The 23175-nt window shown below is 73.1% G+C and carries 19 protein-coding genes; 8 read left to right on the top strand and 11 right to left on the bottom strand.

Annotated elements, in window-relative coordinates; translation table 11 throughout:
* Positions 1-42: 42 nt before the first annotated feature.
* Positions 43-336, top strand: coding sequence for a hypothetical protein (locus FGE12_RS28050; protein ID WP_153869706.1), 294 nt, complete (start codon positions 43-45; stop codon positions 334-336).
* 130 nt (positions 337-466) lie between these two features.
* Entirely contained in the window at positions 467-1096 is a 630-nt protein-coding gene (locus FGE12_RS28045) for a NeuD/PglB/VioB family sugar acetyltransferase (protein WP_153869705.1), read from the top strand.
* Positions 1097-1174: 78 nt separating this feature from the next.
* Here the strand turns inward: FGE12_RS28045 and FGE12_RS30540 are convergent, their stop codons facing one another.
* The 3 genes from FGE12_RS30540 to FGE12_RS28030 all read right to left on the bottom strand — a co-directional run bounded on the left by FGE12_RS30540 (position 1175) and on the right by FGE12_RS28030 (position 4997).
* Positions 1175-3154 carry a serine/threonine-protein kinase gene (locus tag FGE12_RS30540; RefSeq protein WP_228531169.1) on the bottom strand — a complete coding sequence of 660 codons (1980 nt, stop codon included), beginning with the start codon at positions 3152-3154 and terminating at the stop codon, positions 1175-1177.
* A gap of 49 nt (positions 3155-3203) precedes the next feature.
* Positions 3204-3728 (bottom strand): DUF2780 domain-containing protein, encoded by a 525-nt coding sequence (locus FGE12_RS28035; RefSeq protein WP_153869704.1) that lies wholly within the window; start codon positions 3726-3728, stop codon positions 3204-3206.
* A 132-nt stretch (positions 3729-3860) separates the two neighbouring features.
* A complete protein-coding gene (locus FGE12_RS28030; RefSeq protein WP_194798355.1) occupies positions 3861-4997 on the bottom strand; it encodes a phosphatase domain-containing protein in 1137 nt (378 codons plus the stop codon).
* 235 nt (positions 4998-5232) lie between these two features.
* Between FGE12_RS28030 and FGE12_RS28025 the strand changes: the two genes are divergently transcribed.
* The gene (locus tag FGE12_RS28025; RefSeq protein ID WP_153869703.1) at positions 5233-5910 is read left to right on the top strand and encodes a sterol desaturase family protein; all 678 of its coding nucleotides are present in this window, start codon (positions 5233-5235) and stop codon (positions 5908-5910) included.
* A gap of 167 nt (positions 5911-6077) precedes the next feature.
* Complete coding sequence (locus FGE12_RS28020) at positions 6078-9056, top strand: serine/threonine-protein kinase (RefSeq protein WP_153869702.1); 2979 nt, start codon at positions 6078-6080, stop codon at positions 9054-9056.
* A 100-nt stretch (positions 9057-9156) separates the two neighbouring features.
* Here FGE12_RS28020 and FGE12_RS28015 read toward each other — a convergent pair whose 3' ends face one another.
* From FGE12_RS28015 to FGE12_RS28005, 3 genes are all read right to left on the bottom strand, one after another.
* A complete protein-coding gene (locus FGE12_RS28015; protein ID WP_153869701.1) occupies positions 9157-11271 on the bottom strand; it encodes a cation:proton antiporter in 2115 nt (704 codons plus the stop codon).
* Between the two features lie 13 nt (positions 11272-11284).
* Positions 11285-11503 carry a hypothetical protein gene (locus FGE12_RS28010; protein ID WP_153869700.1) on the bottom strand — a complete coding sequence of 73 codons (219 nt, stop codon included), beginning with the start codon at positions 11501-11503 and terminating at the stop codon, positions 11285-11287.
* A 129-nt stretch (positions 11504-11632) separates the two neighbouring features.
* Positions 11633-11902, bottom strand: coding sequence for a hypothetical protein (locus FGE12_RS28005; protein WP_153869699.1), 270 nt, complete (start codon positions 11900-11902; stop codon positions 11633-11635).
* Positions 11903-12286: 384 nt separating this feature from the next.
* Here FGE12_RS28005 and FGE12_RS28000 point away from each other — a divergent pair, with 384 nt between their 5' ends.
* Positions 12287-14446 (top strand): ATP-binding protein, encoded by a 2160-nt coding sequence (locus tag FGE12_RS28000; protein WP_153869698.1) that lies wholly within the window; start codon positions 12287-12289, stop codon positions 14444-14446.
* Here the strand turns inward: FGE12_RS28000 and FGE12_RS27995 are convergent.
* From FGE12_RS27995 to FGE12_RS27985, 3 genes are all read right to left on the bottom strand, one after another.
* Entirely contained in the window at positions 14385-15119 is a 735-nt protein-coding gene (locus FGE12_RS27995; protein WP_153869697.1) for a sterol desaturase family protein, read from the bottom strand. The two genes, FGE12_RS28000 and FGE12_RS27995, sit on opposite strands and share 62 nt — an antisense overlap.
* Positions 15120-15196: 77 nt before the next feature.
* Positions 15197-15844, bottom strand: a complete 648-nt coding sequence (locus tag FGE12_RS27990; RefSeq protein WP_153869696.1) for an HAD hydrolase-like protein — start codon at positions 15842-15844, stop codon at positions 15197-15199.
* Positions 15841-16233 (bottom strand): hypothetical protein, encoded by a 393-nt coding sequence (locus tag FGE12_RS27985; protein WP_153869695.1) that lies wholly within the window; start codon positions 16231-16233, stop codon positions 15841-15843. Before FGE12_RS27985 ends, FGE12_RS27990 begins: the two co-directional genes overlap by 4 nt.
* A gap of 213 nt (positions 16234-16446) precedes the next feature.
* On the opposite strand from FGE12_RS27985, the gene FGE12_RS27980 reads away from it, so the two are divergent.
* From FGE12_RS27980 to FGE12_RS27970, 3 genes are read left to right on the top strand one after another with little or no spacing between them, the layout of a single operon-like run.
* The gene (locus tag FGE12_RS27980) at positions 16447-19839 is read left to right on the top strand and encodes an amidohydrolase family protein (RefSeq protein WP_153869726.1); all 3393 of its coding nucleotides are present in this window, start codon (positions 16447-16449) and stop codon (positions 19837-19839) included.
* Positions 19832-20305, top strand: a complete 474-nt coding sequence (locus FGE12_RS27975; protein WP_153869694.1) for a GNAT family N-acetyltransferase — start codon at positions 19832-19834, stop codon at positions 20303-20305. The genes FGE12_RS27980 and FGE12_RS27975 overlap by 8 nt, the downstream gene beginning before the upstream one ends.
* Entirely contained in the window at positions 20302-20913 is a 612-nt protein-coding gene (locus FGE12_RS27970; protein ID WP_153869693.1) for a hypothetical protein, read from the top strand. Before FGE12_RS27975 ends, FGE12_RS27970 begins: the two co-directional genes overlap by 4 nt.
* A 70-nt stretch (positions 20914-20983) precedes the next feature.
* On the opposite strand, the gene FGE12_RS27965 is transcribed toward FGE12_RS27970, so the two are convergent.
* Positions 20984-22018: an SPFH domain-containing protein gene (locus FGE12_RS27965; protein WP_153869692.1), complete on the bottom strand. Its 1035-nt coding sequence runs from the start codon at positions 22016-22018 to the stop codon at positions 20984-20986.
* Complete coding sequence (locus tag FGE12_RS27960) at positions 22015-23175, bottom strand: SPFH domain-containing protein (RefSeq protein ID WP_153869691.1); 1161 nt, start codon at positions 23173-23175, stop codon at positions 22015-22017. Before FGE12_RS27960 ends, FGE12_RS27965 begins: the two co-directional genes overlap by 4 nt.

Raw genomic sequence — 23175 nt, 5'->3', positions numbered from 1 at the left:
GAAGCGTGTGACCAAGGTTCCTGGAGTTGCAGCCCAGTCCCCATGCCGTTCGTTCAGCGATTCGCCAAGGACAAGGCTCGCTTCGCACGCGGCAGCGACTGCGGGATGCGCAACGGGCGGCCTGTGGTTCAGAAGAGTGTAACCGCACCTGGAAAGACCCTCCACGCCCGGTGGGTCCTCGTCGAGCCGGTCGTGTTCGCCTCGGAGCACAGTGCATCTGTGAAGGTGCTCGTCAGCTCGGCGTTCCTCTCCTGCTCTCAACGGGTCGTTCACCTCGAACGTCAGGAGAAGCGATGGATCGCCATCTCCGACGAGGACACAGGCCTCGAGTGCTGAGCCAGGTCACGTGAGACGGCGCACATCCCTCAGGGGAGAGGGCACGGGCGCGTAGTACCAGCGGAGGAGAACGGCACTGTGCAGCCCGCGTGTTGACCGGAGCAGAACCCGGTCGTCACGCGAGGGCGCCATGAGTGAAGAGCCGGCAGGTGTTCTGGTGCTGGGTGCAGGCGGACACGGCAAGTCGGTGCTCGGCGTGCTCGTGGCCATGGGACGTCGCGTGCTCGGGGTGCTCGACGATGCGTCCGGGCTGTGGGGCACACGCGTGTGCGGCGTGCCCGTGCTCGGCGGGCTCGAGGAGCTTCGGCGGTTTCCCGATGCCGAGGCCGTGATTGCGCTCGGGGAGAATGCGGCCCGTCGCGATGCGGCGCGGAGATTTCCGGAAGCCCGCTGGGCCCAGGTGCTCTACCCCGGCGCGTACATCAACCCGCTCGCTCGCGTGGGCACAGGGTGCGTCGTGTTCCCCGGCGCGGTCATCGGCTCCGAGGCCTTCATCGGCGACCACGTCATCGTCAGCGCGCACACCACCGTGGGCCATGACGTGCGCATCGAGGACTTCGCCCAGGTCGCGCCCGGTGTGCAGATTGCCGGAGGCGCGCTGATTGGCGCAGGCGCGATGCTCGGCATCGGGAGCATCGTGTGCCCGGGCGTGCGCATCGGGGCCGGGGCCACGCTCGGCGCGGGGGCCTGTGCCGTGCGGGATGTGCCTCCGGGGGCCCGGGCCTTTGGTGTTCCGGCGCGCGTGGTGGGGGCGCAGTAGGGAACCTGGCTCCCTCACCCCGACCCTCTCCCAGAGGGAGAGGGAGGACACGGTCGGGCAGGTGGGGCTTCTTCAACCCTACTTGAGCGGGAACTCCGCTCGGCCTTCCACGCACTCCACGGCCACCGTGTTCGGCGGCGCGCGGCGCACGCTGTCGTCCTCGCGGAACTCCTTCATCGGGAAGTTGTTCTTCATCCCCTGCCCGATGACTGCCACGCGCACCGCCTTGTTCCCGTCGGCGATCACCGTGCACTCACTCCACGACTCGCGGTCCGCGTTGAAGATCGCCACGCTCTTGGAGAAGGCCCCCTCCAGCTTCGCGCGGCCCACCAGCTTGCGCGGCTGCGCAGCGGCCGGTGCGGGAGCCGCCGGCACGGGCGCCGCAGCGACCGGCGCGGGCGCAGGTGCTGCGGGACGCGCCGGCTCGGTGCCGCTCGCCAGCTGCGTGCCTCCCGCAGGCGCCGTCTCCGGCTGCGGACGGGTGCGCTTGCGCGGCGTCTTCGGCGCGGCGGCCACCGGCGCCGCGGGCTTCTCCGCAGGCGGCGCCTCCGTCACCGTCGGCTTCTCCTCTGTCGGCTTTGCGTCCGATGCAGGGGCTGCGGGAGGCGTCGCGGCTGCCTGCTCCTCGGGCTTCGGCGCCGTCTCGGCAGGCGGCGAGGTCGCGGCGACGCCCGTGGGCGTGGGCGCTGCCACCTTGTCCGCGAGCGCGGGCGGCGTCTTCGGCCCCGGCGCCACCACCGTGCCCGGCTTCACCGGGGACGGGGCCCCGCGCGAGTCCCAGTAGCGCAGGCCCGCGAGCGTGAGGCCGAACACCGCCACCGCCAGCGCCACCGTGAGGAGCGTGCGGCTCTTGCGCGGTGCGGCCACGGGCGCAGGCTGCGGCGCCACTTGCTGCGTCGGCGCAGCAACGGCGGGAATCCCCCCGTGCGGCGTGGAGGCTCCCGGCACGAGGTCGCGGAAAGAGGCGCGGCGCAGCAGCGTGGCGTCCATCCCGGGGTCCTGCGCACCGGGCGCAGGCGTCGTCAGCTTGATGGGCGCAGGCGACGCCGGGCTGCGGTGGTAGCCCGTGCTGCTGCTCAGGCGCGAGAGCAGGCGGCGCTGCGCGGCGAAGGCCTCGGGGCAGAGGTGGCGCACGAAGTTACCCACCTCCTCGGCGCCGAGGTTGCTGCCGGTCTGCATCAAGTGCGTGGCGAGCGCGCGCGCGAGGTCATCGGCGCGCGCGTAGCGGTCCGCGGGCGCGGTGGCGAGCGCGCGGCGCAGCGTCGCGTCCAGCTCGGGTGAGACGTCCGGACGCAGCTCACACAGTGAAGGAACGCGCGGGTTGGCCATCGCGGCGACCATCTCGCCGGTGGTGCCGTAGGGCACGAGCGACCGGCCCGCGAGCAGCTCCCAGAGGACGACCGCGCCCGAGTAGATGTCGCTGCGGTGGTCCAGCGGCTCGCCGCGCGCCTGCTCCGGGGACATGTACCCGAGCTTGCCCATCACCGTGGAGGGCATCGTGTACTTGCTGCGCGCAGCAGACTTCGCGAGCCCGAAGTCGATGACCTTGACCTCGCCCTCGTAGGACACCATCACGTTGTGCGGCGAGATGTCGCGGTGGACGATGCCCAGCGGCAGCCCGTCCGGGCCCGCCTTGCGGTGCGCGTAGCCCAGGCCCTCCATCATGCGCTGGCCGAGGTAGAGCACCACCGGCACGGGCAGCTGCGCCTTGCTCTGGCGCGCCTGCTCCTGCACCTGCGCGAGGTCCACGCCGGCCACGTACTCGAGCGCCATGAAGTAGGTGCCCTCGGCCTCCCCCATGTCGTAGACCTGCGCGATGTTCGCGTGCACCAGGTGCACGAGCACCTGCGCCTCGTGGTGGAAGCGGTCGAGGAACTGCCGGTCGCTCAGCAGCGCGGGCAGCACCGTCTTCACGATGCAGGGCTTCTCGAAGCCGGCGGCGCCGGTGATCTTCGCCAGGTACACCTCGCCCATGCCCCCCTGTCCGAGGGTGTGCACGAGCTCGTAGCGGCCCAGCCGACGCGTGGCGCTGGGGTCAGACGGGGGAGGCGCGTTCATCGTGCCTGCACAGCACCACAGCGGTCCGGGCAGGTTCAAGTCTCGGCGTCTAGAACAGCTTTCCCAGCATCCCGCCCAGGCCCCCGCCCTGTCCCTGCGCGCCGCCTCCCTGCAGAAGCTGCTGCAGCAGCGGCATCCCGGAGACGAGCTGCTGCGTACCCTGCGGCCCCAGCTTCGACTGCACGAACTGCAGCGCGAGCGGGAGCACCTTCATCGCCATCTCGGGGCTGACGCCGAAGCGGCCGAGCATGCCGGTGAGCGCCGCCATCTGCGTCGCTGCGCCACCGCCCGCGCCGCCCAGCATGCTGCCCGCCGCGGCGCCCAGCATCCCGGAGAGCCCGCCGCTGCTGCCGCCGCCGAGCGCCCCCAGGCCGCCGCTGCTCGCCGGCGGGACAGCCCCCGCGCCCTGGGCCCGGGACATCCATCCGGCCACCTCGGGCGCGGCGCCGAGCAGCTGCTGGAAGGCGCCCGCGGGTGCGTGCTGCTGGATGAGGCTGAAGAGCGAGCCCGAGGCGGCCTGCGCCGTGTCGGGCGCGAGGCCGAGCTGCTGGGTGAGCTGACCGATGAGATCCATGACGCGCCTGCCTCCGGGAAGCGGGGTGGAGCCCTCAGGCTTCGCACGCCGCGCGCCAGGCGCAGGCCCCGACACGCAAGGAGGACGAGCTGTGCAGCGCTCGTCCGCCCGCTCGCCCTGCACAGAGGGTGCTCAGGGGTGGCGCTCGAGCCGGTCCAGCACGCCGGCGGCCGCCGCGTCCTCGCCCTGGGCGCGCTGCACGTCGGGGACCTCGGCCCACCGGATCCACCCCTGCGCCGCCGCGTGGCGCGCCGCGGACACGCTGTCCTCCACCACGAGCAGCTCGCTGCCGTGGGCGCGCACGTCGGCAGCGAGCCGCGCGAGCTCCGCCTCGCGCCCGCGACGGCTGTGCACCATGCGGATGTAGATGCAGCGCACGCGCGAGGGGTACTCGCGCACGATGGTGGCGTAGTGCTCGGGGTCCTCCTGGCCGCTGTCGCCCAGCAGCAGGAAGGGCAGCGGCGCGAGCGTGTCCATCACCGCGCGGATTTTATCGAGCTTGTGGCCGTGCCCGCCGCCGGGCGCGAAGCCCTGCGCCGTGAGGCCCCAGTCGCGCAGCAGCAGGGGCCCCGCGGGGATCTCGTGCGTCTGGAGGTACGCATCCAGGTGCTCGTAGAGGTTCCACGGGCTGCTGGAGACGTAGAAGAGCGGGTTGAGCACGCCCTCGTGCCGGCCCGCCTGCAGCGCGGCGTAGAAGGCGCCCACGCCCTCGAAGGGCACGCGCTGGCGGTGGTCGGTGAGGAACAGCGCCCAGGCGCGCTTGAGCGGGTTGGTGACGCCGGTCTCGATGACGGTGTCGTCGAGGTCGCTGATGATGCCCAGCTCCGAGTCCGTGCCGCTCAGCAGCACCTGCCCCACCGCGTCCGCGCCGGGCTGGCCCGCAGCGTCCGGCAGGTGCAGGTGCACCTCGTGCCAGCCGGGACGGGCGTTCAGGGGAGGCGGCACCCAGAGGTCGAGGAAGCCCTCCTCGTCGGTGAGCCCCTCCCACTGCTTGTCCCCCCACCTCACCTGCACGCGCGCGCCGGGCACCTCGTGCGTCGCGTAGCGCTTGTAGGAGGCGACGGCGGCGCCCACGAGCGAGCGGCGCTGCTCGGGCGGGCGCACGTGGCGGTCCTCGAGCACCCGCGCCTTCACCACCGCGCGCGCTGGAGTGCCGTAGCCGCGGAAGGGCAGCACGTAGAGAGGCTTGGGAATGCCCAGCCGGGTGCGCAGGTCGCGCCGCAGCTGGCTCCAGCGCTGGTGGGTCTGGTGGGCGAGGCGGTAGACCACGGCGGCTGTCGCTCCGGGCGCTCAGGGGGTGATGCCGCGAAGATGACCACCTCGGTGCATGCGGGCAAGCACGCACGACAGGCGGGCATCCGCCGGGGGTACGATGTCCACCTCCCGCCCCGCTGCGCACGTTCCGCATGACGCAGGCGGGCAGGCCGGTTACAACGCGCCTGATCGCGCGCCGTCGCTCTGGAGGGCTCGGAGCCCCGGCCTTGCGCGCAGAGGGATGAGGACCATGAAGGGCTACGTGCGCCACAGCGCGGGGCGGATGTTCGACAACCCGGTGCTCGAGTGGGGGAGCAAGATTCACCCCGCCACGCCATTCGTCGTCTACGGGCCGCTGGTGCTGGGGCTTTTGGCCTGGGGCTTTACCCGCGGGCCCTTGCACGTGGCCTCCAGCGCCCTGCTGTTCGCCGTGGGGTACGTGGCCTGGCAGCTGATGGAGTACGGGCTGCACCGCGGCTTCTTCCACTGGGAGGGCACGGGGCCCTTCACCCGGCGGGTGCACGCCGTCATCCACGGCTACCACCACACCTACCCGGATGACGGCCAGCGCCTCGTCATGCCGCTGGGGGCGAGCGTGCCCTTGGCCCTCGTCATTGGCGGAGGGCTCTACCTCCTGCGCGCCCCCCACCTCACGCTGCCCTTCTTCTGCGGCCTCGTCACCGGCTACATGGCCTACGACTTCATCCACTACCGCGTCCACCACGGGGGGCTGCCGGGCGCCTGGGGCAAGGAGCTGCGGGCGCGCCACATGGCGCACCACTTCAACACCCCGGACAAGAACTTCGGCATCAGCCACATGTACCTGGACGTCCTCTTCGGCACCCTGCGCCAGCGGCCCCAGCGCGATGCAGGTGCGCAGCCCCCGCGGCAGCCGGACGCGGACGGCCACGGCCACCCGACGGCCTAGCGCCCCTCCCCCCGGGGCCTCCCGGCCCTGGGGGAATTCCGCAGGGTGGAAGCCGCCTGACCTCGGGTCGGGCCGGACTCCCCTGCGCAAGCCCCCACTCCTCGTGGCATCCTGCGGGCATCGCCGCGCGGGCGTCCTCTCCGCGCCTCTGGAGGGGAGCCGCTGGGGTGAAGTGCCTCGATGACGCAACGCTGGAGGAGCTGCTGGCCGGCAGGCTCGACGAGTCTGCCGTCACGCGCGCGCTCGCGCATGCGGACGGGTGCAGCGCCTGCACCGAGCGGCTCGAGGCGCTCAGCGGCGGCGCGCGCGGCGAGGACGAGCCCACCAACCCCATCGGGTCACCGGCGCCGCTGACGGAGGGCGTGGGGCTGCTGCCGCGCGGCACGCCCCTGGGCCGCTACCTCATCCTCGAGCGCCTGGGCGCCGGCGGGATGGGCGAGGTGTACGCGGCCTTCGATCCGCAGCTCAACCGCAAGGTGGCGCTCAAGCTGCTGCTGCCCGCGGGCAGCCCCGAGGCGCAGGCAGAGGCGCGGCTGCGGCTGCTGCGCGAGGCGCAGGCGATGGCGCGCCTGTCGCATCCCAACGTCATCCCCGTCTACGACCTCGGCGAGTTCGGCGAGCGCGTCTTCGTGGCGATGGAGTTCATCGAGGGGCGCACCCTGCGCCGCTGGCTCGAGGAGCGGCCGCGAGGCTGGCGCGAGGTGGTGGAGGTGCTGAGCGCGGCGGGACGCGGGCTCGCGGCGGCGCACGCGGCGGGCCTCGTGCACCGCGACTTCAAGCCGGACAACGTGCTCATCGGCCGCGACGAGCGCGTGTACGTGCTGGACTTCGGGCTCGCGGTGGGCCGCGGCGCCGAGGGCGAGGGACCGGCCTCGGCGCAGGCGATGGCGGCCGTGCCCGCGCCCTCCGAGACGCTGGGCACCCTGCCCCCCGGCGCCACACCGCGCGCGACGCCGCACTCGCCGCAGGCCGCGCTGGGCACGCCCGTCACCCGCCGCGGCGCGGTGCTGGGCACCCCGGGCTACATGGCGCCCGAGCAGTACCGCGGCGAGACGGCGAGCCCGGCGGCGGACCAGTTCGGCTTCTGCGCCACGCTGTACCTCGCACTCTACGGCAGCCGCGCCTTCGCGGGCGACAACGCGGCCGCCCTCTTCTACGCCGCGCGCGAGGGGCGCGTGCAGGCGCCGCCCGCCAACACGCGCGTGCCCGCGTGGGTGCACCAGGTGGTGGTGCGCGGCCTCTCGCCCGCGCCCGAGGCGCGCTTCTCGTCGGTGGAGGCGCTGCTCACGGCGCTGCAGAAGGACCCGGCAAGGCGGCGCCGGCGCCTGCTCGCGCTCGCGGGCGCAGGCGCCCTGCTGCTCGCCAGCGTGGGCTTCACGACGCACGCGGTGCGCGAGCGCGCGGCGCGCTGCCAGGGCGCGGCCGCGCGGCTCGAGGGCGTGTGGGACGACGCGCGCAAGGACGCCATCGCGAGCGCCTTCACGACCACCGGCGTGCCGTACGCGGCGCGGGCGTGGGAGGGCGTGCGGAGCGCGCTGGACGGGTACACGGGCGCGTGGGTGGAGATGCAGACCCAGGCCTGCGAGGCTACGCGCCTGCGGGGCGAGGCGAGCGAGAAGGTGCTGGGCTTGCGCACCGCGTGCCTCGAGCAGCGGCGCGGCGAGCTGCAGGCGCTCACCGAGGTGCTGCGCACGGCGGACGCGGACGTGGTGCAGCAGGCGCTCAGCGCGGTGCGCACCCTGCCCGAGCTCGAGGTGTGCGCGGACGTGGACCTGCTCTCCTCGCGCGTCCCGCCGCCCGCGGACGCGCACGAGGCCCAGCGCGTGGAGGCGCTGCGCCAGAGCCTCGCCCAGGCGCGCGCGCTGTGGGCCGCCGGGCGCTACAAGGCGGGCGTGGAGGCGGTGCGCCCGCTCGAGAAGGAGGCCGAGGCGCTGGGCTACCTCCCGGTGCGCGCCGAGGTGCTCCTGCAGCTGGGGCAGCTGGAGGAGGGCTTCGGCAACGCGGAGGCCGGCGAGCGCGCGATGAAGCGCGCGGTGTGGACGGCGGAGGAGGCGCACGCGGACGAACTGCGCGCCGAGGCGCTCACCGCGCTCACCAGCCTGCTGGGCTACAACGCCGCGCGCGCCCCGGAGGCCCACGACACCTTCGAGAGCGGGCGCGCGCTGCTCGCGCGGCTGCGCACCGGCGGGCGCCTGCTCGCGGAGCTGTACAGCGCGCACGGCCTCGCGCTCTCCAGCGAGGGGCGCTTCGCGGAAGCCGAGCGCGCGCAGCGCGAGGCGCTCGTGGCGGCCGAGCGCAGCCTGGGCCCGGAGAGCCCCGAGGTGGGGGTGGTGCTGCGCCGGCTCTCCAACACGCTCAGCGCCCAGGGGCGCCACGCGCAGACGCTGCCGGTGCTGCAGCGCGCGCTCGGCATCTTCCGCGCCGCACTCGGCGGAGAGCACCCGCGCGTGGGCAGCACCCTGGTGAACCTGGGCACCACCTACAGCGAGCTCGGACGGCGCGACGAGGCGCTCGCGACGCTGCGCGAGGGGCTCGGCATTCTCGAGCGCACGCTCGCGCCCAAGCACCCCTTCATGCCCAAGGCGCTCGACGCGTTGGGCACGGCGCTGTGGAAGGCGGGCCGGCACGAGGAGGCGCTGGTGCAGCTGCAGAAGGCGCTCTCGGCGAGCGAGGCCGCGCGCGGGCCCAACCACCCGGACGTGGCGCAGCCCTGCGTGAGTCTCGGGCTCGCACTCACGGACGCGGGCCGCCCCGCCGAGGCGCTGCCCTACTTCCGCCGCGCGCTCTCCATCCAGGAGCGCGCGCTCAAGAGCCAGCACCCCAGCCTCGCGGTCGCGCTAATGGGGCTGGGAGACGCGCAGCGCAGGCTGGGGCACTCCGCCGAGGCGCTCGCCGCCCTCGAGCGCGCGCTCGCCATCCGCGAGGCCGCGCACGTGCCCCCGCTGGAGCTCGCCGCGAGCCGCTTCGCCCTCGCGCAGGCGCTGTGGGAGGGGGGCAGCGCCGCGCACCCGCGCGCGCTCGCGCTCGCCGAGAAGGCCGAGGCGGACCTCGGCGCGCAGCCGGATGGCGCCGAGGCCCTGCGCCAGCAGCTCGCCGCCTGGCGCGCCGCGCACGCCAGTACCGAGTCCCTCACGTCCAACCACTGAGCCGCAGAGAAGAGGAGCACAGCGGGCGAAGATGTCCCCTGTCCCTCTGGGAGAGGGAAAGGATGAGGGACGAGGGCCGTACCCGCGTCCCCCACGTTCTCTACGCCGCCGCCGTCGGAGCCCCCGCCGCAGGAGCCCCCACCACCGCAGCAACCGGCGCCGCGAGCAGCGCCCGCGCCGCCTCCACCGCTGCCTGCGTGCCGGCGAGCGCGAGCAGGTCTCCCGCCTGCAGGGTCTCGTGTCCCGTGGGCACGAGCACGTCGCCCTCCCCGCCGTGCGTCAGCGCGAGCACGGTGGCGCCCGTGAGCCCGCGCAGGTTCAGCTGCGCGAGGGTGCGGCCGACAGCGGGGCTCGCGGGCTCGAGCCGCAGCGTCACCGGCTCGCCGAGCCCGGGTAGCACGGTGTGCACCACCTGCAGCGGCTCGTGGCCGGGCTCTGGGGCGTCCTCGGCCTGCGACTGGCGGGCGAGCACCTCGGCGATCATCTGCGCGCCGGCGCGCACGTGCCCGTGCAGGTTCGCGCTGCTGCGCCACACGCCCACGAGCGGCGGGACGAGCAGGAGCAGGAGCAGCACCGCGCCGGGCAGCGAGGGCAGGAAGGGCTGGGTGATGGCGAGCAGCGGCACGCCCACCGCGAGCAGCAGCGCCACCTGCAGCGTCACGGTGAGGGCGCGGCGAGGCGCGGCCGCGAGGTCCACCTTCCCGCGGCCCTTCACCGGCAGGGCCTCGGCGGCGAGCAGCGCGCCGAGCGAGCGCGCACAGCGCACCGCCCCCACCCAGAAGGGCAGCGAGAGCAGGGCCGCGGCCGCCATCACGCCTCCGCGCGCGAGCGGCGCGGCGAGCCCCACCGTGCGCTGCAGCGCGCTGGCCAACGCATCCAGCGCGAGCGAGCTGCCGATGAGCAGCGCGGCGAGCAGGGCCGCGTCCAGCGCGAGCAGGCGCACCAGCCTGCGGCGCAGGCTCAGCTCGGCGTGGTGGCGCGGGCGCGCGCGCAGCTGCTCGAGCCAGGAGCCGTAGAGCGCGGCGAAGGTCTGCAGCGGCCGGGGCAGGCGCCGGTCGATGAACTGGGCCACCGGGTCGCTCGCGCGGATGAGCCAGGGGGTGAGCAGCGTGGTGAGCGCGGAGACGGCCACCGCGATGGGGTAGAGGAAGGCGCCCGTCGCGCCGAGCGCGAGCCCCACGCCGGCGATGATGAAGGAGAACTCGCCGATCTGCGCGAGGCTCATCCCCGCCTGCACCGAGGTGCGGATGCCGTGGCCCGTGAGGAAGGCGCCCACCGAGACGCCCAGCACCTTGCCCACCACCACCACGAGCGTGATGAGCACGATGGCGCCCCAGTGCTCGAGCACGAGGGCGGGCTGGATGAGCATGCCCACCGCCACGAAGAAGATGGCGGCGAAGAGGTCCCGCACCGGCTGGATGAGGTGCTCCACCTGGCGCGCGTGCCCGCTCTCCGCGACGAGCGAGCCACCGAGGAAGGCGCCCAGCGCCACCGAGTAGCCGAAGGCGTGCGCGAGCAGCGCGAGCGCGAAGCAGACGCCCACGCTCGCGACCAGCGTCGTCTCCGGCCGGTCCAGCTTCAGGATGAAGCGCACGAGCCGCGGGATGAGCAAGAGCCCCAGCCCCACCACGCCCACGAGGAAGAGCGCGAGCTTGCCCACCACCGCCGCGACCGCGCCCGCGGAGAGGCCGGTGCCGGTGGCCACCGCGGTGAGCAGCGTGAGCAGGAGGATGGCGATGAGGTCCTCGACGATGAGCACGCCGAAGACCAGCTCGGCGAGCCGCCCGCCCACCTTCTGCTCGCCGAAGGCCTTCACGATGATGGTGGTGCTGCTGATGGCCACCAGCGCGCCCAGGAAGAGGCTCTCCAGGCTGCTCCAGCCGAAGGCCCGGCCCGCGAGGTAGCCGAGCCACAGCATGAGGCTGCACTGGATGAGCGCGATGAGGCCCGCGGTGGGCCCCACGCGCAGCAGCTTGCGCAGGCTGAACTCGAGACCCAGCGAGAACATCAGCAGGATGACGCCCAGCTCCGAGAGCGTGTGCGCGAGCTTCGGATCCGCCACCAGGGGAAAGGGGACGTGCGGCCCGATGAGCAGGCCCGCCAGCAGGTAGCCGAGCACCACCGGCTGGCGCAGCCTCTGGAAGAGCACCGTCGTGACCGCGGCCACGCACAGGATGAGGGCGAGGTTCGTGAGGAAGTCGTGGGCCTCGGTCATGGCGCTCGCTCCCTCAGCTCAGCACTTCGAAGAGGACGGCTCCGGCCACCACGAGCGCGCAGAGCACGCCGGCGATGAGCATGCGCGCCCAGTCCACGTCGTGGCCGGGGCCGCGCACGGCCTCCTGCGCAGCGGGGGCCTTGGCGGGCGGGCTGGACGGCGTGTGCGGCGTGGGGGCAAGGGGCAGGTCGGGCGTGGCGTGGGTGGAGGGAGGCTGGGAGGTCTTGAGCATGGGAGTACTCCGGCGCTCCTCGCCTGAAGGAGGCGCGCGTGCATGAGGGGGGAGAGGCGCCCGCGCGCACACGCAGGGTGCGCGCGCCACGGGCACGTCAGTGAAGGGAAGGTGAGGGAGACGGGCGCTTCAGCCGCGCGCCGGCGGTCCACACGCAGGGCAGGTGTGGACGTCCGGGTGGTCGGCGAGTCGGTTCACCGCGAGCGGCCGCTGCGGGTCCTGCGACGGCTGCAGCAGCACGGGCGCGGGGGGCGCGCGCAGCGCCGCGAGCGGGCCCGGGTGCAGCGGGACGGGGCCGGGCCCTCCGCTGCGCACCGGCGCCGGCTGCAGGCGCAGCGCGCCGGCGTCCGCACGCAGCGCGCCGGGATGCTCCTGCGGAGGCGCCGACTCGCGCCGCACCCCATCCTGAACGGGGGCCTGGAGGCGCGCGTCCTGGTGCAGGGCCAGGACCGAGCAAGCGAGCGCCGCCAGCAACGCAAGCAGCGCCGAGGGGCGCGCGGCGGAGCGGGAGCGGGAGGCGGAACGCAGGTGCACGCCCTGCCAGTAGCGGCTGGGGCGCGGAATGTAAAGCGCACCTCCTCGCATTCCCCCGCGTGACGGGGCGGTGTCCGCCCCCCTCGCCCCTCCCTCTCCTCCCGGTGGGGCGAGCACCGGCGGCCGGCCGATGCCCCCCTGCCCCTTCGTGCATAACGCGTCCGGCTGGAGCCCCTCCCGGGACCCCATCGGCGCCGCGCGAACCCCCGGCGAAGCTCGAGGTCCGGCCGCGCCAGGAGGCGCACCCCCGTGGCCACACCCGAGACTTCTGCAGGCGTGCTGCTGGTGGACGACCACCCCGCCAACCTGGTCGCGCTGGAGGCCACGCTCGCGCCGCTCGGCCAGCGGCTCGTCCAGGCCCGCTCCGGCGAGGAGGCGCTGCGCCAGCTGCTGCAGGACGAGTTCGCCTGCATCGTGCTGGACGTGCAGATGCCGCGGCTGGACGGCTTCCAGACCGCGAAGCTCATCAAGGGGCGCGAGCGCACGCGGCACACCCCGCTGCTCTTCCTCACCGCCTACCACCGCGAGAACGCGGACGTGCTCAACGGCTACGCGCAGGGGGCGGTGGACTACATCGTCAAGCCCTTCGACCCGGACGTGCTGCGCACCAAGGTGGCGGTGTTCGTGGACCTGTACCTGCAGCTGGAGCGCGCCCGGGGCCACCGCACGCTGCTCGCGGACGGGGAGCGCCTGGTGATGTCGCGCGAGACCTCCGTGCGCCTGCGCGCGGCGATGGAGGAGCTGCGGCGCGAGGCAGGTCCGCTGCCCATGGTGGACGCGGTGATGGCGGCGGCGCCCGTGGGGCTCGCGCTGCTGGACCCGCAGCTGCGCTTCCTGCGCATCAACGCGGCGCTCGCGGCGGTGCACGGGATGCAGGCGGAGGCGGCGCTGGGCCGCAGCCTCTGGGAGCTCGCGCCGCAGCTCGCGCCCGCGGTGCAGCTGCAAGTGCAGCGGGTGCTGCGCTCGGGCAGGGCCCGGCAGGGGGTGCCCGTCGCGCTCGAGGTGCCGCCGCACTCCGGGCACTGGCGCCACTTCCTCGCCAGCTACTACCCGCTGCGCTCGAGCGAGAGCGCCGCCGAGGGCGTGGGGGTCATCGTGCTGGACGTGACGGACCAGCGCGCGGCCGAGCGCGCGCTGCACCACAGCCTGGAGCTGCTCGCGCTCGCCGGCGAGCGGCTCTTCACCTCCCTGGAGCCGGAGGCGACCCTGGACAGCGTGGCCCGCCTCATCGTGGAGCGCGTGGCGGACGGCTGCCTCGTGGACCTGGTGGGCAGCGACGGGACGCTCGAGCCGGCGGCGCTCGCGCACGCGCACCCCCGGCAGGAGGCGCGGCTGCGCGAGCTGCAGCAGCGCCACGGGCCGGACCGCTTCGCGGACGCGCGCACCGAGGTGCTGCGCGAGCGGCGCAGCCGCGTGGTGCCCCCGCCGACCGAGGCCGAGCTCACCGCCGGCGCACACGACGCGGAGCACCTGCGGCTGCTGCGGGAGCTGGGGGCCCAGGGCGCGTTCATCGTGCCGCTGCGCGTGGGGCAGCGGGTGCTGGGCACGCTCTCGGTGCTCTACGACCGCGGGCGCAGCAGCTGGCGCCCGGAGGAGCTCGCGCTGCTCGAGGAGGTGGCGGCGCGCGCGGCGCTCGCCATCGACCACGCCCGGCTGTACCGCGAGGCGCAGGCCGCCATCCACATGCGCGACGAGTTCATCGCGGTGGCGAGCCACGAGCTGCGCACGCCCCTCACCCCGCTGCAGATGCGCCTGCAGTCGCTGCAGCGGCAGCTGGAGGTGCTGTCGCAGACGGACGGCGCGGTGCGCGGCATGCACGCGGCGATGGAGGGGATGAGCCGCCAGGTGCGCAAGCTGGCGGTGCTCGTGGACCGGCTCCTGGACGTCTCGCAGGTGTCCGCGCAGCGGCTGCACCTGGAGCTGGAGCCGGTGGACCTGCGCGAGGTGGCGCGGGAGGTGATCGCGCGCTCGCAGCCCGCCGCCACGGCGCACGACGAGACGCTGCTCCTGGAAGCACCCGAGCCGGTGGCCGGGCTGTGGGACCGCACCCGGCTGGAGCAGGTGGTGAGCAACCTGCTCTCCAACGCCATCAAGTACGGCGCCGGGCACCCGGTGCGCGTGCGGGTGGAGGCCCACCGCGGGGTGGCGCAGCTCTCGGTGCACGACGAGGGGATCGGCATCGCGCCCGAGCACCTCTCGCGCATCTTCGGCAAGTTCGAGCGCGCGGTGAGCGAGCGGCACTACGGCGGCCTGGGACTGGGGCTCTACATCACCCACCAGATCGTGGAGGCGCTCGGCGGCCACATCGGCGTGATGAGCGCACTGGGCGCGGGCGCCACGTTCACCGTCACCCTGCCCCAGCGCCTCGCCCCGGACGCGCCGCTGGAGGAGGAGGCGCGGCCGCACTGAGCGGCGCCTTCCAGGTGGTCCCCATCAGCGTGTCGAAGAGGGGGAAGGAGATGTTGAAGTTGTGGTGCCCCATGCGCCGCAGGTCGTGGTGCACCGTGTGGTGGCGGCGCAGCGCGCGCAGCAGCGGCGTGCGCGCGAGCGGGTGGGACTCGGGCAGGTGGTAGCCGAAGTGCAGCCACTCGTAGGTGAGGAAGTAGCCCATCGCGGTGGCCACGAAGAGCCAGCCCGCGTTGGGGCTCACCCACCAGAAGAAGAGCGCCCCGATGGGCGTCGCGAGCGCGCCGAGGAAGAAGAGCAGCAGCACCGGCGGGAACAGCACCATCTTGAAGTCGCGGCGCGACTCGAAGGCCATCGCCTCGTGGGTGAAGAAGTGGTGATGCTCGAGCGTGTGGCGCTGGTAGATGAGGCGCAGCCCGCGCGCAGGGCGGTGCATCGGGCCGCGGTGGCCGAAGTACTCGGCCGCGTTCGCGACCAGGAAGGTCACGGGGACGAGCAGCCACTCCAGGGGCCGCACGTGGGAGAGGCGCGAGAGGGCGAAGGCGATGACCCCCAGCGAGGCGAAGCTGGTGAAGGCCAGGTGGGCCGGGCCCACGTAGAAGCGGCCCATGCGCGCGCGGTAGCCGGCGCGGAAGGTGGCGACGGAGCTGGGGATGGGCTCACTCACGCCGCCCATTCTCGCACTTTCCGAAGCGGATGCACCGTGTCCTCCCTCTCCCCCTGGGAGAGGGTCGGGGTGAGGGAAGAGCGCTCCTACCTGTGCGCCTCCGACCAGCGTCCCACGCACTCCGCCACCTCCGCGGGCTCGCTCGCCAGGTGGTCAGGCGAGGCCTCGCGCAGGCGCGACTCGGCGTCGAAGCCCCAGCGCACGGCGATGACGCGCACGCCCACCTCGCGGCAGGCCTCCACGTCGCGGTGCTCGTCGCCCACGTAGACGAGCTGCTCGGGCGCGAGGCCCTCACTCTTCATCAGGCTGCGCAGCAGCCGCGCCTTGCCGAAGATGCGGCTGCTGCAGAGCACCGCGTCCACCCACGCTTCCATGCCCTGGCGGCGCAGGAAGGCGCGGATGTTCTCCTCGGCGTTGCTCGAGAGGATGACGAGGCGCAGGCCCCGCTCGCGCAGGGCGGCGAGCAGCTCGCGCACGCCGGGCTGGAGCTCCACGCGGTCCATGGCGCCCCGGTACCCGCGGCTCACCTCGAGCATCAGCGCGGGGAGGCGGTACACGGGGACCTCCAGGCGCTTGCAGCGCTCCAGGATGGAGAGCGCGCTGAGCTCCGCGAGGTTCTCCGGCGTGAGCGCGCCGTAGCCCTTGCGCTCGGCGACGGCGTTGTAGAGGCCGATGGCCACCGCGCGCGAGTCGGCGAGCGTGCCGTCGAAGTCGAAGACGACGTGGGTGATCATGCCAGCGCGCGCTCCACGCGGACGAAGAGGGAGATGTTCACCCAGGGCTCTCCCTCGCTGATGCCCTCGTGGCGCACGGTCATGGTGAGGCCGTCCTGCCAGAGCTCGCGGCGGATGGTGGAGGTGACCTCTCCGTCCTGCTTCAGGCGGTGCACCAGCGTGCGCTCGTCGAGCACCTCGGTGGCGTTGCGCTCGCCCTCGCCGAAGGGCCACAGCCCGTCCATGGTGATGGGTGCGCCGTGGGCGCCGACGATCTCCATGCGGATGTGCAGCGCGCCCTCGCGCTCCTCCAGCGTCATCAGCAGCGACTGCGGCACCTCTCCGTACTGGTACGTGGAGCGCTCGGGGTCGAGCTGCCAGTGGCCGAAGAAGCGGTGTGCGGGCTGCATGACGGGAGTCCTCGCGGCGGAAGTGTCGAGGCGTGGATTGCCGCAACTCGGCGCCGCACTCAAGCGCGGGATTGCGCCCACGGGAGGACGGGTTCCTTTGCTCGTCCACCCTGCCCCGCTGCGACCCGGGTACGCTGCGCCCCGCGCCTTCACGCTCCCGCCGAGGACTCCTCCGTGAACCGACTCGCCCTGCCCTTCACCGCGCTCGCCCTGATGCTCTGCGTGGCGCTGCCCTCCGCCCGCGCCCAGACGCAGCAGCCGCCTCCCGAGCCGCCGCCCATCAAGGAGCCGCAGGAGAACGACACCGCGCGCAAGAAGGAGGAGGCGCACGAGAAGGCCGCGCAGCAGAACGCGGCGGACGGCGGTACCGCGAAGGGCCTCGACGTGCAGCTGCCCGAGGGCGCGGGGAAGAAGGAGGCCGCCTGGGACGTGAACAACCCCGGCGGCCCCGGCCACGACGTGCCGCTCGACGTGCGCGAGGGCACCTGGCTCAGCGTGGACGTGAGCCCCAAGGGCGACGAGCTCGTCTTCGACCTGCTCGGCGACATCTACGTGCTGCCCATCGGCGGCGGCGAGGCGCGCGCGCTCACCAGCGGTGTCGCCTGGGACATGCAGCCGCGCTACAGCCCCGATGGGCAGAGCATCGCGTTCACCTCGGACCGCGGCGGCGGGGACAACCTGTGGATCATGCGGCGCGACGGCTCCTCGCCCTTCGCCGTCACCAACGAGAAGCTGCGCCTGCTCAACAGCCCCGCGTGGAGCCCGGACGGGCAGTACCTGCTCGGGCGCAAGCACTTCACCGCACGCCGCAGCCTCGGCGCGGGTGAGATCTGGATGTACCACCGCTCCGGCGGCGAGGGCGTGCAGCTCACCGAGCGCCCCAACGAGCAGAAGGACGTGGGCGAGCCCGCCTTCAGCCCGGACGGGCGCTACGTCTACTACAGCCAGGACATCACCCCGGGCCGGGTGTTCGAGTACAACAAGGACCCCAACACCGAGATCTACGTCATCCAGCGCCTCGACCGGGACACCGGCGAGACGACGCAGTTCGTGGGTGGCCCCGGCGGCGCGATCCGCCCCACCCCGTCGCCGGACGGCAAGAGCCTCGCCTTCATCCGGCGCGTGCGCGGCAAGAGCGTGCTCTACCTCGCGGACGTGGCCAGCGGCGCCGAGCGCCCGCTCTACGACGGGCTCGAGCGCGACATGCAGGAGACCTGGGCCATCCACGGCGTGTACCCGCAGATCGCGTGGACCCCGGACAGCAAGAGCCTCGTGTTCTGGGCGCGCGGCCACCTGCACCGGCTCGACGTCGCGAGCAAGCAGGTGAAGGACATCCCCTTCCACGTGAAAGCAGTGCGCCACGTGACCGAGGCCCTGCGCTTCCCGCAGGCCGTGGCCCCCGAGCAGTTCCCGGTGCGCATGCTGCGCTGGGTGCAGGTGTCTCCCACCGGCGACCGCGTGGTGTACCAGGCGCTGGGGCACCTGTACGTGAAGCAGCTGCCCAACGGCACGCCGCACCGGCTCACGAAGCAGACGGACCACTTCGAGCTCTACCCCTCCTTCAGTCGCGACGGGCGCAACATCGTCTTCACCACCTGGGACGACGACAAGCTGGGCTCGGTGCGCGTCGTCTCCGCGAGCGGCGGCGCCGAGCGCACCGTGACGCCGCACCCGGGCCACTACCTCGAGCCCGCCTTCAGCCCGGACGGGCGCTCCATCGTCTACCGCAGCAGCGGGGACGGCTACCTGCGCAGCGGCCTGTGGTCGCGGGACCCCGGGCTCTACGTGATTCCCGCGCAGGGGGGCGCCCAGCCGCGCCTGCTCACGAAGGACGGCCAGGCGCCGCACTTCGGCAAGGGCAGCGAGCGCGTGTACTTCCTCACCGTGGAGGAGGGAGAGAAGGAGGACAAGCGCGCGCTCAAGAGCATCGCGCTGGACGGCAGCGAGGAGCGCACGCACCTGACCAGCGGCGAGGCCACCGAGGTACGCGTGAGCCCGGACGAGCGCTGGGTGGCCTTCCAGCAGAACTTCAACGCCTTCCTCATGCCCTTCGTGCGCGGCGCGCGCTCGGCCGTGGCGAGCGCGGACGGCAAGGCGCTGCCGGTCGCGCGCGTGACGCGGGACGCGGGCTCGTATCTGCACTGGAGCGGCGACAGCCAGCGGCTGCACTGGGCGCTGGGGCCCGAGCTCTACACGCGCGAGCTGAAGGACGCCTTCCGCTTCATGCAGGGCGCGCCCGAGAAGCTCCCGCCCGCGCCCGAGCACGGCCAGAACATCTCCTTCACGCAGCGCGCGGATGCGCCCGAGGGCACGCTCGCCTTCGTCGGCGGCCGCGTCATCACCATGAAGGGCGACCAGGTGCTGGAGGACGGCACCGTGGTGGTGCGGGGCAACCGCATCGTCGCGGTGGGGCCGCGCGGACAGGTGCAGGTGCCCGCGGGGGCGCGCGTCGTGGACGTGAAGGGCAAGACGCTGATGCCGGGCATCGTGGACGTGCACTGGCACGGGCCCATGGGCTCGGACGGCATCACGCCGGAGCAGGGCTGGCCCCTGTACGCGGCGCTCGCGTTCGGGGTGACCACGATCCACGACCCCTCCAACGACACGGGCGAGGTGTTCTCCGCCGCGGAGCTGCAGCGCGCAGGCAGCATCGTGGGGCCGCACATCTTCTCCACCGGCACCGTGCTCTACGGCGCGTCGGGCGCCTTCCGCGCGCCGGTGGAGACGCTGGAGGACGCGCGCAGCCACCTGCGCCGGATGAAGGCCGTGGGGGCCTTCAGCGTGAAGAGCTACAACCAGCCGCGGCGCGACCAGCGGCAGAAGATCCTCCAGGCCGCACGCGAGCTGCAGATGATGGTGGTGCCCGAGGGCGGCAGCCTCTTCGAGCACAACATGACCATGGTCGTGGACGGCCACACCGGCGTGGAGCACTCGCTGCCGGTGGAGCGCGTGTACGAGGACGCGCTGCAGCTGTGGAGCGGCACCAAGGTCGGCTACACGCCCACGCTCATCGTGGCCTACGGCGGCAACTGGGGGGAGAACTACTGGTACCAGACCACGCACGTCTGGGAGGACCAGAGGCTCCTCACCTTCGTGCCGCGCCGGGTGGTGGATGCGCGCAGCCGCCGCCCCACGCAGGTGCCGGACGAGGAGCTCAACCACTTCAACGAGGCCCGAGTCGCGCGCGCCTTCAACGACCGCGGCGTGAGCGTGCAGCTCGGCGCCCACGGTCAACGGGAAGGCATGGGCGCGCACTGGGAGCTCCAGATGTTTGGCCAGGGCGGGATGAAGCCGCTGCAGGCGCTGCGCGCCGCCACGCTCGAGGGCGCGCAGTACCTGGGCCTCGACCGCGACGTGGGCTCGCTCGAGGTGGGGAAGCTCGCGGACCTGCTCGTGCTGGACCAGAACCCGCTCGAGGCGCTGAAGAACACGCAGAGCATCCGCTACACGCTCGCCAACGGGCGCCTCTACGACGCGCACACGATGAACGAACTCGCCCCTCGCCAGCGCGCCCGCGGCCCCTTCTGGTTCGAGACGCAGGACGGCAACGAGGGCTGGAGCGCCCCGGCGCGCGTGAGCGACGGACACGGGGCGTGCCATGACTAGCGTGCGGCTGCGCGAGGCGGGCGCCGCGGATGCGCCCGCGCTCGCGCGGCTCCTGCGCGAGGCCTTCGAGGAGTTCCGGGGGAGGCTGGACCCGCCCTCCAGCGCGCACGGCAAGACGGCCGAGGCCGTGCTGCGCGAGCTGGCGGGCGGCGGGGCGCTGATTGCCGACGTTCAGGGAGCGCCCGTGGGCTGCGTGTTCTTCCACCCGAAGGAGGACCACGTGTACCTGGACCGGCTCGCGGTGCTGCCGGCGTTCCGCGGCGCGGGCGTTGGTGCTGCACTGATGGATGCGGTGGAGGCGGGCGCCGAGGGACTGGGCGCGGTGCGGCTCAGCGTGCGGCTCGCGCTGACGGAGCAGCAGCGGTACTACGCGCGGCGCGGCTACGTGTTCCACGCGCACGGCACGCACGCGGGCTACGACGAGCCCACCTTCCTCGTGCTGCAGAAGCCGCTGCGGGCGGGATGAGCGCTCCGGAGCTGGAGGACTTCCTCGCCCGCTGGGAGCGCTGGTATCCCGGCGTCCCGCCCGTGCCCCACGTGCTGCGGCGCGCGGCGGAGCAGACCTGGCTGCGCGCGTACACGCTGTTCAACGTGCGCCACTGGGCCGACCTGGAGGAGGTGCGCTCGCGCTACCACGCCCTCGCGGACCACGTGCTGGGGCCGGGCGCCGCGTGCGCGCTCGTCACCCTGCGCACCACGGATGCGCTCACGCTCGCGCCTGCGTCACTCGAAGCGCTGGACGAGGTGCTCGGCGAGAGCGGCAATCCGCTCGCGGGCTACGGGCTGCGGCGGCTCACCCGGCTCACGGGCTCGCCCGCGCTGGAGGAGTCCTTCGAGGACGCGCAGGTGTGGCTCTATGGCGCGCGCGTGCTCTGGGTCGCCGGTGCGTGGGATGCGCTCTTGCGCGCGTGCGCCACCGGGGACGTGGGCAGCGTGATGTGGGTGGAGCTGCACAGCGGCCGCGCGTTCTCGCCCTTCCAGGGCGGCGCGGACCTGTTCCTTCCGCGGGCCCACGAGCGCGCGACGGCGCGGCTGCGCTTCGCGCCGTGGCTCGCGCCGCTCCCGGAGAGGTAGCGGCGGCGCGCCCCTCCCTCACCCCTTCCCTCTCCCAGAGGGAGAGGGGACCTTCACGCGGCTTCGCTCGTTACTCGCCGTCGGCGTTGGCCGAGGGGGCGACGGAGGGGGCGGCCTTCGACTGCTGCTGACCCAGCATCGAGCCCACCAGGTCGTTCACGTTCACCGTGGACACGTTCGTCGCCGGCACCAGCAGGATGCGCTTGCCCGCGAACTGCTTCGCGAGCTGCATCTTCACGTACGCGTCGCCGCCGAGGCGATTGAGCGCCTCCGCCTCCTTGCGCGTCGCATCCGACTCCGCGCGAGCGCGCGCGAGCAGCGCCTTCGCCGCGTTGCTCTGCGTCTGGAAGTAGCCGTCCGCCTCGTTGCGGATGGAGCCTGCGCGCCCGCGCGCCTCCTCCAGCCGCCGGTTCCACTCGGCGCGCTTCGCCTCCAGCTCGCTCGCCTTCTGCACCACGATGTTCTTCTGCTGCTCGAGCAGCGTCTGCACGTCCGCTTCCGCCTGCTTCTGGGCGTTGATCGCCTCCTGGTACTCCGGGTCGAAGCGGTGCTGCTGCACCTGCAGGCTGTCCACCACCAGGCCGTAACCCTCCAGCTCCTTGGCGAGCAGGTCGCGCGCCTTCTGCGCCACCTGGTTCTTCATCGCCACCTGGTAGTACTCCTCGCTGGTGATGGTGTTGAAGGCGTCCCGGATGGCGCTGCGGGCCATGGGGCGCACCACGCGCTCCTTGATCTCCTCCGCCGAGCGCCCCACCCGCGTCACCACCTCTCCGGCCTTCTGCGGGTTCACGCGCCACATCACGTTCACGTCGATGTGGACGTTGTTGCCGTCCTTCGTCTTGAAGGTGATGTCGTCCGGCACGGGGCGGTCGCCCTCGTCCGTGTTCGCGTTCATCAGGAGGTTCTGCTGGCTCAAGGGCAGCACGTCCCAGCTGTTGAGCAGCGGCATCACCAGGTACGTGCCGCCCGCGGGGTAGATCTGCTGCTCGCCGCGCTTCTCCATCAGTCCGAGCATGTTCGTGCGCACGCCCACCTCGGTGCTGCTGGTGGACTCACAGCCGCACAGGGCCAGCGCGAGCACGCAGCTCACGAGTACGCGCTTCACTTGGCACCTCCCGTCACGGCGGCGGGCTGCACGGACATGGGCGCCCCGGGCGAGAGCCCCACCAGCTGCCAGCTCTGGCGCACGAAGGTGATGTACTGCTCGGGCGTCATCACGCCCTGGCTCACGGCGTCGAACATCTTCGCGGTCTCCAGCGCCACCACGTAGCGGCCACCCGCGGCGTTCAGCGCATCCACCTTGAGCCGCTTGGCCTCCGCCTGCGCGAGGCCGAACTCGCGGTCCGCCTTCGCGCGCGTCTCGGCCGCGTTCAGCTCCGCCTCGCTCAGCACCTTGGAGATCTCCGCGGACACCTGGCTCTCCGCGATGGTGATGTCCGCGCTGCCCTTGGAGGAGAGCTGCTGCAGCTTCGCGCGCTCCTCGTTGACCAGGCCCTCCTTGCGGTTCTTCACCGTGAGCTGCACGGCCACCTTCTTGTCGTGCAGGCTCTTCTCGTAGTTGGGCGCGTAGCTGTAGCCGCCCAAGAGCAGGCGCTCCACGTGGAAGCCGCGCGCGGCGAAGCGCTCGCGCAGCAGCTGCTCCGCCTCGCCCAGCGTGCGGATGCGGTCCTCCTCGTGGAAGAAGCTCTCCGCGTTGAGCTTGCCCAGCGTGCTGAGCACGCCGTTGCGGAAGGTGTTCACGACGAAGCTGTCCACGTAGCCCTGCCCCAGCCCGAACTCGCGCGCCACCTGCACCGGGTTCTGGATGCTGTAGAGCAGCGTCACGTCCGCGCTCACCGCGTAGCCGTCCGAGGTCTGCACCGTGAGCGCATCCACCGTGCGGTGGGTGTCGTCGCCGAGCAGCTCGGTGCGGCGCAGGAAGTAGTCGTCCACCTTGCGCAGCCGGTCGCTGCCGCCCGCCTTGGCGCGGCTCTCGAGGCGGTCGTTGCTCGCCTCGAGGATGTGCACGGTGCGCGGGAAGCGGTGCAGCGCCATGCCGGGGCCCACGAAGTAGAGGCCCGGGCCGTACACCCGGTCCTCGATGTTCGCGCTCGAGGCGTAGCGGCGCTGCATCACTCCCAGCTCGCTGGGCTGCACGCGCGCGGTGCAGGAGCCGTAGAGCACGGCGAGCCCCACCAGCGTGCCGAGCGAGACGACGAGCAGGCGCCGTGCACCCTGCCTCAGCTGGGCGAGTGCGAGGCGACGACCGGGAACCTGGACCAT

This window comes from Aggregicoccus sp. 17bor-14 (assembly GCF_009659535.1).
Lineage (GTDB): Bacteria > Myxococcota > Myxococcia > Myxococcales > Myxococcaceae > Aggregicoccus.
The sequence above is the reverse complement of the archived record's forward strand: the minus strand, read 5'-3'. Positions and strand labels throughout refer to the sequence as shown.

Coding starts and splice junctions, on each gene's coding strand:
- FGE12_RS28050 (WP_153869706.1), top strand. CDS start 43: ATGCCGTTCGTTCAGCGATTCGCCAAGGACAAGGCTCGCTTCGCACGC.
- FGE12_RS28045 (WP_153869705.1), top strand. CDS start 467: ATGAGTGAAGAGCCGGCAGGTGTTCTGGTGCTGGGTGCAGGCGGACAC.
- FGE12_RS30540 (WP_228531169.1), bottom strand. CDS start 3,154: ATGAACGCGCCTCCCCCGTCTGACCCCAGCGCCACGCGTCGGCTGGGC.
- FGE12_RS28035 (WP_153869704.1), bottom strand. CDS start 3,728: ATGGATCTCATCGGTCAGCTCACCCAGCAGCTCGGCCTCGCGCCCGAC.
- FGE12_RS28025 (WP_153869703.1), top strand. CDS start 5,233: ATGAAGGGCTACGTGCGCCACAGCGCGGGGCGGATGTTCGACAACCCG.
- FGE12_RS28015 (WP_153869701.1), bottom strand. CDS start 11,271: ATGACCGAGGCCCACGACTTCCTCACGAACCTCGCCCTCATCCTGTGC.
- FGE12_RS28010 (WP_153869700.1), bottom strand. CDS start 11,503: ATGCTCAAGACCTCCCAGCCTCCCTCCACCCACGCCACGCCCGACCTG.
- FGE12_RS27995 (WP_153869697.1), bottom strand. CDS start 15,119: ATGGGCGGCGTGAGTGAGCCCATCCCCAGCTCCGTCGCCACCTTCCGC.
- FGE12_RS27990 (WP_153869696.1), bottom strand. CDS start 15,844: ATGATCACCCACGTCGTCTTCGACTTCGACGGCACGCTCGCCGACTCG.
- FGE12_RS27985 (WP_153869695.1), bottom strand. CDS start 16,233: ATGCAGCCCGCACACCGCTTCTTCGGCCACTGGCAGCTCGACCCCGAG.
- FGE12_RS27980 (WP_153869726.1), top strand. CDS start 16,447: ATGCTCTGCGTGGCGCTGCCCTCCGCCCGCGCCCAGACGCAGCAGCCG.
- FGE12_RS27975 (WP_153869694.1), top strand. CDS start 19,832: ATGACTAGCGTGCGGCTGCGCGAGGCGGGCGCCGCGGATGCGCCCGCG.
- FGE12_RS27970 (WP_153869693.1), top strand. CDS start 20,302: ATGAGCGCTCCGGAGCTGGAGGACTTCCTCGCCCGCTGGGAGCGCTGG.
- FGE12_RS27960 (WP_153869691.1), bottom strand. CDS start 23,175: ATGGTCCAGGTTCCCGGTCGTCGCCTCGCACTCGCCCAGCTGAGGCAG.